The organism is Streptomyces sp. V4I2 (assembly GCF_030817655.1).
Classification (GTDB): Bacteria; Actinomycetota; Actinomycetes; order Streptomycetales; family Streptomycetaceae; genus Streptomyces; species Streptomyces plumbiresistens.
The window spans coordinates 6890512-6905436 of the sequence record NZ_JAUSZM010000003.1 but is presented as its reverse complement, the minus strand read 5'-3'; the positions used below and the strand labels follow the sequence as shown (position 1 = coordinate 6905436).

Sequence of the window (14925 nt, the reverse complement as noted above, 5' to 3'; positions counted from 1 at the left end):
CAGCGGCCGTCTGTCGAGTGAGGAATGGGCGAGATGCCTGAGTTCGCGTACACCGATCTGCTCCCTACGGGAGAGGACACCACCCCGTACCGGCTGGTGACCTCCGAGGGTGTCTCCACTTTCGAGGCCGACGGGCGGACGTTCCTCAAGGTCGAGCCCCAGGCGCTGCGCAAGCTCGCCGAGGAGGCCATCCATGACATCCAGCACTATCTGCGCCCGGCCCACCTGGCCCAGCTGCGCCGGATCATCGACGACCCCGAGGCGTCGAGCAACGACAAGTTCGTGGCCCTCGACCTGCTGAAGAACGCGAACATCGCGGCCGCGGGCGTGCTGCCGATGTGCCAGGACACCGGCACGGCGATCGTCATGGGCAAGCGCGGGCAGAACGTGCTCACGGAGGGCGGCGACGAGGCCGCCCTCTCGCGCGGCATCTACGACGCGTACCTGAACCTGAACCTGCGCTACTCGCAGATGGCCCCTCTCACCATGTGGGAGGAGAAGAACACCGGCTCGAACCTGCCGGCGCAGATCGAGCTGTACGCCACCGACGGCGGCGCCTACAAGTTCCTCTTCATGGCGAAGGGCGGCGGCTCCGCCAACAAGTCCTTCCTCTACCAGGAGACGAAGGCCGTCCTGAACGAGGCCTCCATGATGAAGTTCCTGGAGGAGAAGATCCGTTCGCTCGGTACGGCCGCCTGCCCGCCGTACCACCTGGCGATCGTCGTCGGCGGTACGTCGGCCGAATACGCGCTCAAGACCGCCAAGTACGCCTCCGCGCACTACCTGGACGAGATCCCCGCCGAGGGCTCGGAGCTGGGCCACGGCTTCCGGGACAAGGAGCTGGAGGAGAAGGTCTTCGAGCTGACCCAGAGGATCGGCATCGGCGCGCAGTTCGGCGGCAAGTACTTCTGTCACGACGTGCGTGTCGTGCGGCTGCCGCGGCACGGGGCCTCCTGCCCGGTCGCCATCGCCGTGTCCTGCTCCGCCGACCGTCAGGCCGTGGCGAAGATCACCGCCGAGGGTGTTTTCCTGGAGCAGCTGGAGACCGACCCGGCGCGGTTCCTGCCGGAGACGACGGACGAGCACCTGACTGAATCCAATAGCGGCTCCGCCGCGGGGGCGGGCGACGTCGTCAAGATCGACCTGAACCAGCCGATGGACGACATCCTCGCGGAGCTGACCAAGTACCCGGTCAAGACGCGGCTTTCGCTGACCGGGCCGCTGGTGGTCGCCCGTGACATCGCGCACGCCAAGATCAAGGAGCGGCTGGACGCGGGCGAGGAGATGCCGCAGTACCTGAAGGACCACCCCGTGTACTACGCGGGCCCCGCGAAGACCCCGGAGGGCTACGCGTCCGGTTCCTTCGGCCCGACGACGGCCGGCCGCATGGACTCCTACGTCGAGCAGTTCCAGGCGGCGGGCGGCTCCAAGGTGATGCTGGCGAAGGGCAACCGGTCGGCGCAGGTCACCAAGGCGTGCGACGCGCACGGCGGCTTCTACCTCGGTTCCATCGGCGGCCCCGCCGCCCGCCTCGCCCAGGACTGCATCAAGAAGGTCGAGGTCGTCGAGTATGAGGAGCTCGGCATGGAGGCCGTCTGGAAGATCGAGGTCGAGGACTTCCCGGCGTTCATCGTCGTGGACGACAAGGGCAACGACTTCTTCCAGGACCCGGCGCCCGCGCCGACGTTCACGTCGATTCCGGTGCGTGGGCCCGGGCTCGCGTAGTGCCTGCGGGGCGGCGGCCGGGAACGGGTTTCGCCCCCGCCGCCCCTACCCGTCCCATCCTCCAGGGGCTCCGCCCCTTCAACCCCGACGGGGACTGCGTCCCCTGCACCCCGCCGGGGGCTCGGCCTCCGCGTCCCGCAGCCGCTGAGGCTCCGCCTCCACACCCCCCTGCGGCTGCCGCCTCAACACCGCCCGGGTGCCCCGCAACCTGGCAACGACCCGCCTCCCGCAGGCCTGCCACGCTTCCCCTACGGCCGCCCCTCAAGACCCCGCCCTGGAGCCCCACAACCCGCCGAGGCAACGACCCGCACTCCCGTGGGGCTGCGCCTCCTCCCGCTAGGGCGACGGACCCACACTCCGCTGGCTCCGCCGCCACACTCCTCTGCGGCTGCCGCCTCAACACCCCGCCCTGGCGCTCCGCCTCCGCACCCGCTGAGGCAGCCTCTTGCAACCCGCTGGTGCTGCGCCTCCATGCGCCACCCTGGTTCGGCCGCCGCAACTCGCTGGGGCGACGCCCTTCACGCCCTTGCGGCTGTGCCTCCACAACCGAGCCCCGAGGCTCCGCCTCCACACCCGCTGAGGCAGCGCCCCGCAACCCGCCGGGGCTGAGCCTGCGCAACCCGCTGGGGCAACTACCCGCACTCCCTGGGGCTGGGCCCCCGAACCCGCTGAGGAAACGTCCCGCACCTCGCCGGAGCTCCGCCTCCACACCCCGCTGAACCAGCGCCCAACACCCCCTGCGGCTCCGCCTCCCCACACCACTGGGGCTCCACCTCCGCACCCCACTGAGGCAACGCCCGCACCCCGCTGGCGCTCCGCCTCCACACCCCGCTGAACCAGCGCCCAACACCCCCTGCGGCTCCGCCTCCCCACCCCGCCCTGGGCCCCACCTCCGCATCGCCCTGCCGTAGCACCCCGCACCCCGCCGGCACTCCCCCTCCGCACCCCCTTGACGCAGCTGTCCCCGCGGCCCCTTCGACCTCCCCTGCGGCCCCTTCCGCCTCCCCCCGCGGCCCGCAGGGCAAGGGTGTCGCCGGATGCTCCGTCTCCCGCGGTCGTCCGGCGCGGGACCGGGGGACGGTGGGGCGCGGCGGAATGGTGGAACCTTGGGGGGCTCCGGAACATCCGTGGCCTTCCGATCGCTGTATCCGGTATGAGCGACTACCGCATCGAGCACGACTCCATGGGCGAGGTCCACGTCCCCGCGGACGCGAAGTGGCGGGCCCAGACGCAGCGCGCCGTCGAGAACTTCCCGATTTCCGGGCAGCATCTGGAACGCGCCCATATCGAGGCCCTCGCCCGGATCAAGGCGGCCGCCGCCAAGGTGAACGCCGAGTTGGGGGTGCTCGAGAAGGACGTCGCCGCGGCGATCCAGGAGGCGGCGGACGAGGTCGCGGAAGGGCGTTGGGACGCGCACTTCCCGGTGGACGTGTTCCAGACCGGGTCCGGTACGTCGTCCAACATGAACACCAACGAGGTCATCGCCACGCTCGCGACCGAGCGGCTCGGGCGGGACGTGCATCCCAACGACCACGTCAACGCGTCCCAGTCGTCCAACGACGTGTTCCCGTCGTCCATTCACATCGCCGCCACCGCCGCCGTCACCCGGGATCTCGTCCCGGCACTGGAGCACCTCGCCGACTCCCTCGCCCGTAAGTCCGAGGAGTTCGCCGACGTCGTGAAGTCGGGGCGGACGCATCTCATGGACGCCACGCCGGTGACACTGGGGCAGGAGTTCGGGGGATACGCGGCGCAGGTGCGGTACGGCGTCGAGCGGCTCCGGGCCTCCCTCCCGCGGCTCGCCGAGCTGCCCCTCGGGGGGACCGCCGTCGGGACCGGGATCAACACGCCCCCCGGGTTCTCCGCCGCCGTCATCGAGGAGGTCGCCCGCACCACCGGGCTGCCGCTCATCGAGGCCCGCGACCACTTCGAGGCGCAGGGGGCCCGGGACGGGATCGTCGAGACGAGCGGGCAGCTGCGGACCGTCGCCGTGTCGCTCACGAAGATCGCCAATGACCTGCGGTGGATGGCCTCCGGGCCGCGCACCGGGCTGGCGGAGATCTCGCTGCCCGATCTCCAGCCGGGGTCGTCGATCATGCCCGGCAAGGTCAACCCGGTGATCCCGGAGGCCGTGCTCATGGTCTCCGCCCAGGTCATCGGCAATGACGCGACCGTCGCCACCGCCGGTGCCGCCGGCAACTTCGAGCTCAACGTGATGCTGCCGGTCATCGCGAAGAACGTGCTGGAGTCCATTCGGCTGCTCTCCAACGTCTCGCGGCTGCTCGCCGACCGGACCGTCGACGGGATCGTCGCCCACCGGGAGCGGGCGCGGGAGTACGCCGAGTCGTCGCCGTCCATGGTGACCCCGCTCAACAAGTACATCGGGTACGAGGAGGCCGCGAAGGTCGCCAAGAAGGCGCTGGCGGAGCAGAAGACCATCCGTCAGGTCGTCGTCGAGGGCGGGTACGTGGAGCGCGGGAACCTCACCGAACAGCAGCTGGACGAGGCGTTGGATGTCCTGCGGATGACGCGTCCGTAACCGATCGGGCACGCCTCGTGCCCGGCGCGTGAACCGTGACGCGCGCCGCAGCGTCGTATGCCTGCGGCACCTAATATCTGTGCATGGCAGACGGTGGAGCGGTGAGAGCCGAAGCGGACGCGGGCGGGTCGGCGGTGTGCTGGGCGCCCGGGAGTCAGATCCTGTGGCGTTACCGGGAGAACGGCGGCGCGCGCTTCCACATCGCGCGTCCCGTCACCGTCGTACGGGACGACAGCGAGGTGCTCGCCGTGTGGATGGCGGCGGGCACCGAGTGTGTGAGGCCGGTGCTCGCGGACGGTACGCCGGTGCACGTCGAGCCGTTGGAGAGCCGCTACACCAAGCCGCGGACCGTGCAGCGCGACCGGTGGTTCGGGACGGGCGTGCTGAAGCTGGCGCGACCCGGTGAACCCTGGTCGGTCTGGCTTTTCTGGGATCCGGGCTGGCGGTTCAAGAACTGGTACGTGAACCTGGAGGAGCCGCTGACGCGTTGGGACGGCGGGGTGGACTCCGAGGATCACTTCCTGGACATCTCCGTACATCCCGACCGAAGTTGGCACTGGCGGGACGAGGACGAGTTCGCGCAGGCCCAGCTGGACGGGCTGATGGATGCTCAACTGGCCGAACAAGTAAGGGAGGCGGGGCGGTCCGCCGTGGAGGTGATCCGGGCTTGGGGGCCGCCGTTCTCGGACGGCTGGCAGCACTGGCGTCCCGATCCGTCCTGGAGTGTCCCTGCCCTGCCGGAGGACTGGGATCGTACGCCCGCGCACATGTCCTCATGAGACCCTTGATGCGCCCCGGGGCAAGAAACGTAGGATCGTCCTCCGCAAGGGCGCGCAGTGACAAGTACCGGAGCACGCGCTGGGCTTGACCTATCGTCACCGAGGGGCGGCAGGACGTGAACGAGAGGTACGAGGGCAACACCGGTGTGGAGCGCGACGCCCCCGCCGGTGGCACAGAAACAGCCTCTGGCCACGCCGGAAATCCGTTCCTGGGACATGTATTCCGGGTATCGGGTTTTCGGCGGGACCAACTGCACGCGCGGTACGCAGCGCCGGACGGACGGATTCGACACGCGTGACGGAGCAGCCGACCTCCTTCGAACGGCCCCAGACGGGCGCCGACCCCGCGGATCCCCGCGGGGCGCTCCTGCGTACCTCGGCGCCGTCGCACCCGAACAGTGCCGAGCACGCCTCGGACACGCCGTCGCACGCGCCCGGCGCGGGCGCCTTACCGGCACAGGCGCGCGCCGGCGAGACGCCGCCCGCCGGTCCCGGCACGACGACTTCGAGCGGTAAGGACACCAGAGCCGTAGGTACCGACCCCGAGCACTCCCAGCCCGCCGTCTCCGCCGAGCCGGACACGCACCGTCCCCGGCCGGTGCCCGAGGCGATCCCGGCCCAGCCGGGCACCGAGAGCGCCAAGAGCCAGGAGCGCCGTACCGGGCAGGGGCTGCCGCCCGGCCGGCCCACGCCGATGCGGCGGGACGGGGACCGGCTGCGGTTCGTGGGCGCCGCGACCCGGCGGATCGCCCGCGGCATCGACCTCGACGAGATCGTGATGGGGCTGTGCCGGGCGACCGTGCCGACCTTCTCGGACGCGATCCTCGTCTATCTGCGCGACCCGCTGCCGGTCGGCGACGAGCGGCCCACCGGGCCCCTGGTGCTGCGGCTGCGCCGGACCGACCGGATCCCGCAGGAGCGGGACCTGGAGGACGGGATCCTGCCGGTGCCGGTCCCGGATCAGCCCGAGCTGGACACGATCGGCACGGAGCTGTGCGAGGTACGGCCCGGCAGCGCGCTCGCCGAGGTGCTGCGTGGGGTGCGTCCCGTGTTCACGGACACCTCGGACGTGCGCGCCGCACTGACCGAACTTCTCGGCGAGGGCGGCGAGTTCACCGTACCCGCCGGACAGCGGGCGATCCTCGCCCCGCTGCGCGGCCGGCGCCGGGTGATCGGTGCCGCGCTGTTCCTGCGCCGCCCGGAGCGCATCGCCTTCGAGCCGGACGACCTGCTGGTCGCCGCCCAGCTCGCCACGCACAGCGCGCTCGGCATCGACAAGGCGGTGCTGTACGGCCGTGAGGCGTACATCGCCGACGAGTTGCAGCGCACGATGCTGCCGGAGACGCTGCCGCGACCCACGGGCGTGCGGCTGGCGTCCCGCTACCTCCCGGCGGCCGAGACCGCCCGGGTCGGCGGCGACTGGTACGACGCGATCCCGCTGCCGGGCAGCCGCGTGGCGCTGGTGGTGGGCGACGTCATGGGGCATTCCATGACGTCCGCCGCGATCATGGGCCAGCTGCGGACCACCGCGCAGACCCTCGCCGGGCTCGACCTGCCGCCGCAGGAGGTCCTGCACCACCTCGACGAGCAGGCCCAGCGGCTCGGCACCGACCGCATGGCGACCTGCCTCTACGCCGTCTACGACCCGGTCTCGCACCGCATCACCATCGCCAACGCCGGCCATCCCCCGCCGGTCCTGCTGCACCTGGGCGGCCGTGCCGAGGTACTGCGGGTGCCGCCGGGCGCGCCGATCGGGGTCGGCGGTGTCGACTTCGAGGCGGTGGAGCTGGACGCACCGGCCGGAGCGACCCTGCTCCTCTACACGGACGGGCTCGTCGAGTCGCGCCTGCGGGACGTGTGGACCGGGATAGAGCAGCTGCGCGAGAAGCTCGCCGCCACCGCGCAGCTGACCGGACCCGATCATCCGCCGCCCCTCGAAGCGCTGTGCGACGAGGTGCTCGACATGCTCGGCCCCGGCGACCGGGACGACGACATCGCCCTGCTCGCCGCCCGCTTCGACGGGATCGCGCCGAGCGACGTGGCGTACTGGTTCCTGGAGCCGGAGGACGCGGCACCGGGCCGGGCCCGGCGGCTGGCCCGGCGGGCGCTCGCCCGCTGGGGCATGGAGGAGATCACCGACTCCGTGGAGCTGCTGGTCAGCGAGGTCGTGACCAACGCCGTGCGCTATGCGACCCGGCCGATCACGCTCCGGCTGCTGCGGACGGACGTACTGCGCTGCGAGGTGGGGGACGACGTTCCGCAACTGCCCCGGCTGCGGCAGGCTCGCGCCACGGACGAGGGCGGGCGCGGGCTGTATCTGGTGAACCGGCTGGCCCGGCGGTGGGGGGCGACGCGGCTGAGCACCGGGAAGGTCGTCTGGTTCGAGCTGAACAGCAGTTGAGGGTCCCTGCGGACCTCAAGGAGGTCCAGGGGACCTCAGACAACGGCAAGGGCGCCCGGTGCATACCGGGCGCCCTTGCCGTTGCTACAGGGTGTCGTCTTCCCTCGGGTCCAGCGGGTCCTCCGGCGTGGTCCCCTCCGCCGGCGGTGAAGTCGTCGGGGTCGTCGGGGGTCTGGTCGTCGGAGGCGTCGTCGTCGGGCTCTGGGTCGGCGGTTCGGTCGTCGCCGGTTCCGTGGTCTCGGGCTCCGTCGTCGGGGGCTCCGTGGTCGGCTCCTGCGTCGGGGTCCGGCTGGGAGTCCGGCTCGGGGTCACCGACTTGGTCGGCTGGACCGCCGCGCCCTGGTCGGTGTCCAGGTCGAACTTGGAGTTCTTGGCCGAGACGCCGAAGGTGTACGCCGCCCAGATCTGCGCCGGGAAGCCGCCGCCGTTGACCCGTTCCTCGCCGCCCGCGCCGTACATCTTGGTCTGCGCGCCGGACTTCGCGTCCTCGCCGAACAGGCCGACCGAGGTGACCAGGTCGGGCGTGTAGCCGGTGAACCAGGCCGACTTGTTGTCGTCGGAGGTGCCCGTCTTGCCGGCGACCTGCTGGCCGTCGCGCTCGGAGTTGTCGCGGACCGAGGTGCGGGCCGTACCGTCGTCGACCACGCCGGTCAGGACCGAGGTGACCGTGTCGGCGGTCTCGCGGCTGAGCACCTGGTCGCCGATCGGGTCGGGCAGCTCCACCGTGCGGGTGTTGTGCTCGGCCGACTTGAGGATGGTCGGCGTGACCTTCTTGCCGTGGTTGTCGAGAGTGGCGTAGACGCCGGCCATCTGCAGCGGGCTGGCCCCCATGGTGCCGAGGGTCTGCGCGGGGACCGCCTTGAGGTCGGTGGTGTCCATGCCGAGCTGCCCGGCCACCTTGAGGACGTTGTCCATGCCGACGTCGACACCGAGTTGCGCGAAGACGGAGTTGATGGACTTGTTCATCGCGGTCTGGACCGTGACGTCGCCGTAGTCCTGGTCGTCCTCGTTCTCGGGGGCGAACCCGACCTTGGTGCCGTTGTCCACGACCGGCCGCTTGCTGGTGCCGTCGTAGATCGTGCTCGTGGTGATCGGCTTGTCGTCCTGCGTCTTCGCGTTCTCCTCCAGCGCGGCGGCGAGGATCACCGGCTTGAACGTCGACGCGGGCTGGTAGTCGGCGCGGGTCGCGTTGCTGCGGAAGTGCTTGTAGTAGTCGACGCCGCCGTAGAGGGCGACGACCTTGCCCGTCTTGGGGTCCACGGAGACCGCGCCGGCCTGGATGGTCTTGTCGACCGGCCGCTTGTCGGGGTCCAGCTTGCTGGTCAGCTGGGTCTTGGCCGCCTGCTCCAGCTCGGCCTGCTTCTTCTTGTCGATGTTCAGGGTGATGGTCCAGCCCTGGTTCTTGACCTGCGCCTCGGCCTCGTCCCGCGAGATGTCCTGCTCCTTCATGAGCTGGTTCTCGAGCTGCTGGTTGGCGAGGTCGACCAGGTAGCCCTTCTGCCCGTCGAGGCCGGGGGCGCCCTTCGGCTCCTTCGGCACCGGGAACTCCATGGCGTCGCGCTTGGCCTTGGTGAGCCAGCCCTCCTCGACCATGTTGTTCAGGACGTAGTTCCAGCGCTCCTTCACCAGCGCCTTGCCGGTGTCGGTCGCGGCCTGCCAGTCGTACTGGCTCGGCGCCTGGAGCAGCGCGGCGAGGTAGGCGCCCTGCGCGACGCTGAGATCCTTGGCGTCGACGCGGTAGTAGGCCTGGGCGGCGGCCTGGATGCCGTAGGCGCTGCGGCCGTAGTAGCTGGTGTTGATGTAGCCCGCGAGGATGTCGTCCTTGGACGTCGTGCGGTCCACCTTCAACGAGATGACCAGTTCCTTCAGCTTGCGCGTGACGGTCTGGTCCTGGTTGAGGTAGTAGTTCTTGACGTACTGCTGGGTGATCGTCGAGCCACCCTGCTTGCCCTTGCCGGACAGCGTGTTGAGCAGGCCGCGAGCGGTGCCCTTGAGGTCGACGCCGGCGTCCGTGTAGAAGGTCTTGTTCTCCGCCGCGACGAAGGTGTACTGGACGGGCTTGGGGACCTCACTGAGCTCCACGATCTCGCGGTTGGTCTCGCCGACGCGGGCCAGGATCGTGCCGTCGCTGTACTCGTAGACGTTGCTCTGCTGCTGAGCGGCCGCGTTGCCCTTGGGCACGTCGACCATCATGTACAGCGCGATGAACGCGCCGATGCCGAGCAGGCACAGGCCGAAGAAGGTGCCGAGGATCTTCTTCCAGGTGAACAGCCTGCGTATGCCGCTCTTCCCGGGCTTGCCGCCCGCGGCGGCCGACGAGTGGCGGCTCTTGGGCGCCGCGCGGCGACCACCGCGCTGCCGCGCTCGTCTCTCTTCCGCTCGTCCCATGACTCCGCTCGCTCCGCTTCGTTCTCGGCTGTCACACAGGTTGCTGGCCCAAGTCAGCTCAGAAAGCTAACACCGCTCTCTGTGACAAAGGGCCTTCGATCCGGTCTTTTACGGACGTGAGAATCAGCACCCGAGTCCATGGAACCTGACCACTGAGAGGGGGTCAGGGTTGCCGTGACGGGGTAAAGTGATATCAATTAGCTAGAACGAAGCTAGAACGAGAAGCTAGAAAAACGGGGGGACCCATGTCCACACACGACTCCGCACCCACCTCCGACGTGCCCCGCATGCCCGATCCACGGGTGCGCGAGTTCGCCGCGCACAGCATCGGCGGCGCGCTCGCGCTGCTGCTGGGCCTGATAGGCCTGCTGCTCGGCATCGGCATGGTCGTCACCGCCACGGCGGTCGCCGCGACCGGCGCCAAGGCCGCGCTGATCGTCGTCGGCATCGTGATCGCCCTCGCCGCCTTCATCGCGATGTGCGGCTTGAACACGGTGGCGCCGGGCGAGGCCCGGGTGGTCCAGCTCTTCGGGCGCTACCGCGGGACGATCCGCGAGGACGGACTGCGCTGGGTGAACCCGTTCACCTCCCGCGAGAAGATCTCGACCCGGGTCCGCAACCACGAGACCGCCGTCCTCAAGGTCAACGACGCCTACGGCAACCCGATCGAGCTCGCCGCGGTCGTGGTGTGGCGGGTCGAGGACACCGCGCAGGCCACCTTCGAGGTGGACGACTTCCTGGAGTTCGTCTCCACCCAGACCGAGGCGGCCGTCCGGCACATCGCCATCGAGTACCCGTACGACGCCCATGACGAGGACGGCCTCTCGCTGCGCGGCAACGCCGAGGAGATCACCGAGAAGCTCGCCGTCGAACTGCACGCGCGCGTGGAGGCGGCCGGCGTCTCCATCATCGAGTCCCGCTTCACGCACCTCGCCTACGCTCCCGAGATCGCCTCGGCGATGCTCCAGCGGCAGCAGGCCGGGGCGGTCGTCGCGGCCCGGCGGGAGATCGTGGACGGCGCGGTGGGCATGGTCGAGGCGGCGCTGGCCCGGATCTCCGAGCGGGGCATCGTGGAGCTGGACGACGAACGGAAGGCGGCGATGGTGTCCAACCTGATGGTGGTGCTGTGCGGCGACCGGGCTCCGCAGCCGGTCCTCAACACGGGGACGCTCTACCAGTGACGGATCCCTCCGAGGGCTCGACCCCTCAGCGTCGGCCGCAGCAGCGCAAGCAGGTGCTGCTGCGGCTGGACCCGTCGGTGTACGAGGCGCTCGCCCGGTGGGCCGGTGACGAGCTGCGCTCGGCGAACGCGCAGATCGAGTTCCTCCTGCGGAAGGCGCTGGCCGACGCGGGGCGGCTGCCGAGGGAGACCGGTCCCCTGCCCCGCCGGGGGCGTCCGCCCGGGGGTTCGGGGCCTGTCGCAGAACCGTGACAATCGACTCCCACCTGCACGGCCGTACGCCCCGCCAGGACGTACACACTCCAGGTATACATGCGGGGTATACACCCCATGTACAGTCCCCTCATGTCCATCGGTCACACCCTCCTGGGACTCCTGGAGTCCGGCCCCTGTCATGGTTACGACCTGAAGCGGGCCTTCGACGAGAAGTTCGGTCACGACCGGCCGCTGCACTACGGCCAGGTCTACTCGACGATGTCCCGCCTGCTGAAGAACGGGCTCGTCGAGGTCGACGGGATCGAACCCGGCGGCGGGCCCGAGCGCAAGCGGTACGCCATCACCGAGGCCGGCGTCACCGACGTACAGCGGTGGCTCGCCACGCCGGAGAAGCCCGAGCCGTACCTCCAGTCGACGCTGTACACCAAGGTCGTCCTCGCGCTGCTCACCCGGCGCGACGCGGGCGACATCCTCGACACCCAGCGTGCCGAGCACCTGCGCATGATGCGGATCCTCACCGACCGCAAGCGCAGGGGCGATCTGGCCGACCAGCTGATCTGCGACCACGCGCTGTTCCATCTGGAGGCCGATCTGCGCTGGCTGGAACTGACGGCCGCGCGGCTGGAGAAGCTCGCCGAGGTGGTGACCAAGTGACCGCCCCCGCCGGTTCCCTGCTCGCGGCCGACGAGCTGCGCAAGGCGTACGGCCCGACCGTCGCCCTCGACGGCGCCGAGTTCTCCATCCACCCCGGCGAGGTCGTCGCCGTGATGGGCCCGTCCGGGTCCGGCAAGTCGACCCTGCTGCACTGTCTCGCCGGGATCGTGCCGCCCGACTCCGGGTCGATCACGTACAACGGGCGCGAGATGGCCACCATGAACGACGCCCAGCGCAGTGCGCTCCGGCGCAGCGACTTCGGGTTCGTCTTCCAGTTCGGGCAGCTGGTGCCCGAGCTGACCTGCGTGGAGAACGTCGCTCTGCCGCTCAGGCTGAACGGCACCTCCCGCAAGGAGGCCGAGCGGACCGCGCTCGGGTGGATGGAGCGGCTGGAGGTCGACGACCTGAGGAAGAAGCGGCCCGGCGAGGTGTCCGGCGGGCAGGGGCAGCGGGTCGCCGTCGCGCGGTCGCTGGTCACCAACCCGCGGGTGCTGTTCGCCGACGAGCCGACCGGCGCGCTCGACTCCCTCAACGGCGAGCGGGTGATGGAGCTGCTCACGGACGCCGCCCGGTCCACCAACGCCGCCGTCGTGCTGGTCACGCACGAGGCGCGGGTGGCCGCGTACTCCGACCGCGAGATCGTCGTACGGGACGGCAAGTCCCGGGACATGGAGCGCGTCGTATGAGGGTGAGGCAGTGGTGGCGGGACCTGGCCATGGGGGTCAGGTTCGCGTTCGCCGGGGGGCGCGAGGGGTGGATGCGGGCGGTGCTGACGGCCGTCGGCGTGGGGCTCGGGGTGGCGTTGCTGCTGCTGACGACCGCGCTGCCGAACGCACTGGCCGTCCGGGACGACCGGGCGGCCGCGCGCAACGACCTCTACTACGGTGACACCGAGACCAAGGTCTCCAGGTCGGACCACTCCCTCCTGATCACGAACGCCGATACGGCCTTCCGCGACCAGTACGTCCGGGGGCGGGAGCTGGAGCCGGAGGGGCCGCGGGCGCCGCTGCCGCCGGGGGTGGAGGAGTTCCCGGCGCGGGGCGAGATGGTGGTCTCCCCCGCGCTGAAGGACCTCCTGGAGTCCGGCTCCGGGAAGCTGCTGCGGGAGCGGCTGCCGCAGCGGATCGTCGGCACGATCGGCGAGAGCGGGCTGATCGGCTCGGCCGAGCTCGCCTTCTACCGGGGCGGCCAGGGCCTCGCCGAGAAGCTCGGCGGAGGCGGGGTGGCGCGGATCGAGAAGTTCGGGCTCTCCCAGGGGGCCTCCGAGGACATGGACCCCGTCCTGCTCCTGCTGATCCTCGTCGTCTTCGTCGTCCTGCTGATGCCGGTCGCCGTCTTCATCGCCGCGGCCGTGCGCTTCGGCGGTGAGCGGCGCGACCGGCGGCTGGCGGCGCTCAGGCTGGTGGGCTCCGACAGCCGGTCCACCCGGCGGATCGCCGCCGGCGAGGCGCTCGCGGGCTCGTTGCTCGGGCTGGTCTTCGGGGCGGGCTTCTTCCTGATCGGCCGTCAAGTGGCGGGCTCGGTCGAGGTCTACGACATCAGCGTGTACCCGAGCTACCTCAACCCCTCCCCCGTGCTCGCCCTGCTGGTCGGCCTCGCCGTGCCGGCGGCCGCCGTACTGGTGACGCTGTTCGCGCTGCGCGGGGTGGTCATCGAGCCGCTCGGTGTGGTGCGTACGGCGAAGCCCGCGCGGCGCCGGCTGTGGTGGCGGCTGCTGCTGCCGCTGGGCGGACTCGCGATGCTCTACCCGATGGTCGGACAGGGCCGCGACGAGGGCGACTTCAACCAGTACCTCGTCACCGGCGGTGTCGTCCTCCTGCTCGTCGGCGTGACCGCGCTGCTGCCGTGGATCGTCGAGGCGGTCGTGGCCCGGCTGGGTTCGGGCGGCGTGGCCTGGCAACTGGCCGTGCGCAGGCTCCAGTTGAGCAGCGGTACGGCCGCCCGGATGGTGAACGGCATCGCGGTCGCGGTGGCCGGGGCGATCGCACTGCAGATGCTGTTCGCCGGGGTGGAGAGCGACTACACGAAGAGAACCGGCTACGACGTCTCGCTGGCGCAGATGCAGGTGACGCTCGGGGACGGGGAACCGCTCGGCCCCTCCGTCGAGAAGTTCCGGCGGACCGAGGGCGTGCGCCAGGTCTACGCGTACTCCGGGGGATACGTCGGCGAGCGGCGCACGGACCCGGTCCTCGGCACCCAGGTGACCGTCGCGGACTGCGCGTCACTGCGGGAGGTGGCCACGCTGCCCTCGTGCCGGGACGGCGACGTGTTCGCCGTACGGGGTGCCGACTACGACACCGACACGCAGAAGCTGGCCAAGGGCGGACGGACGCTGTACCTCGACCCGTCCTACGAGGGCGACGTGAAGAACTCCGAGGTGCCCTGGGTGGTCCCGTCGGGCATGAAGCAGGCACAGACCCGCCCGGACCCGACCGGGTCGGAGCGGGGCGGCTTCCTGATCACCCCGAAGGCGCTGCCGGCCGCGGCCGACGCGGCCCTGGAGGGACAGCTCTACCTCAAGCTCGACGAGTCCGTGCCGGACGTCCGCGACCTGGTGCGGAACACGGCGGCGACCATCGACCCGCTGAGGGAGCCCATGGTCTGGCAGTCGGTCCAGCGGGCCGACCGCTACACCGCGATCCGCACCGGCCTCTTCGTCGGCGCCGCCTGCGTGCTCGCCCTCATCGGCGCGAGCCTCCTGGTCTCGCAGCTGGAGCAACTCCGCGAGCGCAAGAGGCTGTTGTCGGCGCTGGTCGCCTTCGGCACCCGGCGGCGCACTCTGAGCCTGTCGGTGCTGTGGCAGACGGCGATCCCGATCGCGCTCGGTCTGCTGCTGGCCTCGGTGGTGGGGCTGACGCTGGGCGCGGTCCTGCTGCGGATGGCGGGCAACGGGGTGCGCGTGGACTGGCCGAGCGTGCTGTCGATGACCGGCGTCGGTGCCGCGGTCGTCCTGGTGGTGACGCTGCTCAGCGTGCCGCCGCTGCTGCGGCTGATGCGGCCGGACGGACTGCGGACGGAGTAGCCCGCGCGCGGCCCGCCGGTT

The 14925-nt window shown here is 70.7% G+C and carries 10 protein-coding genes; 9 read left to right on the top strand and 1 reads right to left on the bottom strand.

Annotated elements, in window-relative coordinates; translation table 11 throughout:
- Positions 1–33 precede the first annotated feature (33 nt).
- From QFZ76_RS32735 to QFZ76_RS32720, 4 genes are all read left to right on the top strand, one after another.
- Positions 34–1725 carry a fumarate hydratase gene (locus QFZ76_RS32735; RefSeq protein WP_307677072.1) on the top strand — a complete coding sequence of 564 codons (1692 nt, stop codon included), beginning with the start codon at positions 34–36 and terminating at the stop codon, positions 1723–1725.
- Between the two features lie 1153 nt (positions 1726–2878).
- On the top strand, positions 2879–4264 hold the full coding sequence (locus tag QFZ76_RS32730; RefSeq protein ID WP_307677071.1) for an aspartate ammonia-lyase: 1386 nt from the start codon (positions 2879–2881) through the stop codon (positions 4262–4264).
- Between the two features lie 83 nt (positions 4265–4347).
- Complete coding sequence (locus QFZ76_RS32725) at positions 4348–5043, top strand: DUF402 domain-containing protein (RefSeq protein WP_307677070.1); 696 nt, start codon at positions 4348–4350, stop codon at positions 5041–5043.
- Positions 5044–5338: 295 nt separating this feature from the next.
- Positions 5339–7444: a SpoIIE family protein phosphatase gene (locus tag QFZ76_RS32720; protein ID WP_307677069.1), complete on the top strand. Its 2106-nt coding sequence runs from the start codon at positions 5339–5341 to the stop codon at positions 7442–7444.
- 84 nt (positions 7445–7528) lie between these two features.
- Here the strand turns inward: QFZ76_RS32720 and QFZ76_RS32715 are convergent, their stop codons facing one another.
- Positions 7529–9832, bottom strand: a complete 2304-nt coding sequence (locus QFZ76_RS32715) for a transglycosylase domain-containing protein (RefSeq protein ID WP_307677068.1) — start codon at positions 9830–9832, stop codon at positions 7529–7531.
- Positions 9833–10077: 245 nt separating this feature from the next.
- On the opposite strand from QFZ76_RS32715, the gene QFZ76_RS32710 reads away from it, so the two are divergent.
- From QFZ76_RS32710 to QFZ76_RS32690, 5 genes are all read left to right on the top strand, one after another.
- Positions 10078–11013, top strand: coding sequence for an SPFH domain-containing protein (locus tag QFZ76_RS32710; RefSeq protein WP_307677067.1), 936 nt, complete (start codon positions 10078–10080; stop codon positions 11011–11013).
- Complete coding sequence (locus tag QFZ76_RS32705; protein ID WP_307677066.1) at positions 11010–11264, top strand: hypothetical protein; 255 nt, start codon at positions 11010–11012, stop codon at positions 11262–11264. Before QFZ76_RS32710 ends, QFZ76_RS32705 begins: the two co-directional genes overlap by 4 nt.
- Before the next feature lie 93 nt (positions 11265–11357).
- Entirely contained in the window at positions 11358–11882 is a 525-nt protein-coding gene (locus QFZ76_RS32700; RefSeq protein WP_307677065.1) for a PadR family transcriptional regulator, read from the top strand.
- Complete coding sequence (locus tag QFZ76_RS32695; RefSeq protein WP_266434284.1) at positions 11879–12568, top strand: ABC transporter ATP-binding protein; 690 nt, start codon at positions 11879–11881, stop codon at positions 12566–12568. The genes QFZ76_RS32700 and QFZ76_RS32695 overlap by 4 nt, the downstream gene beginning before the upstream one ends.
- Positions 12565–14904 carry an ABC transporter permease gene (locus QFZ76_RS32690; RefSeq protein ID WP_307677064.1) on the top strand — a complete coding sequence of 780 codons (2340 nt, stop codon included), beginning with the start codon at positions 12565–12567 and terminating at the stop codon, positions 14902–14904. Before QFZ76_RS32695 ends, QFZ76_RS32690 begins: the two co-directional genes overlap by 4 nt.
- Positions 14905–14925 lie beyond the last annotated feature (21 nt).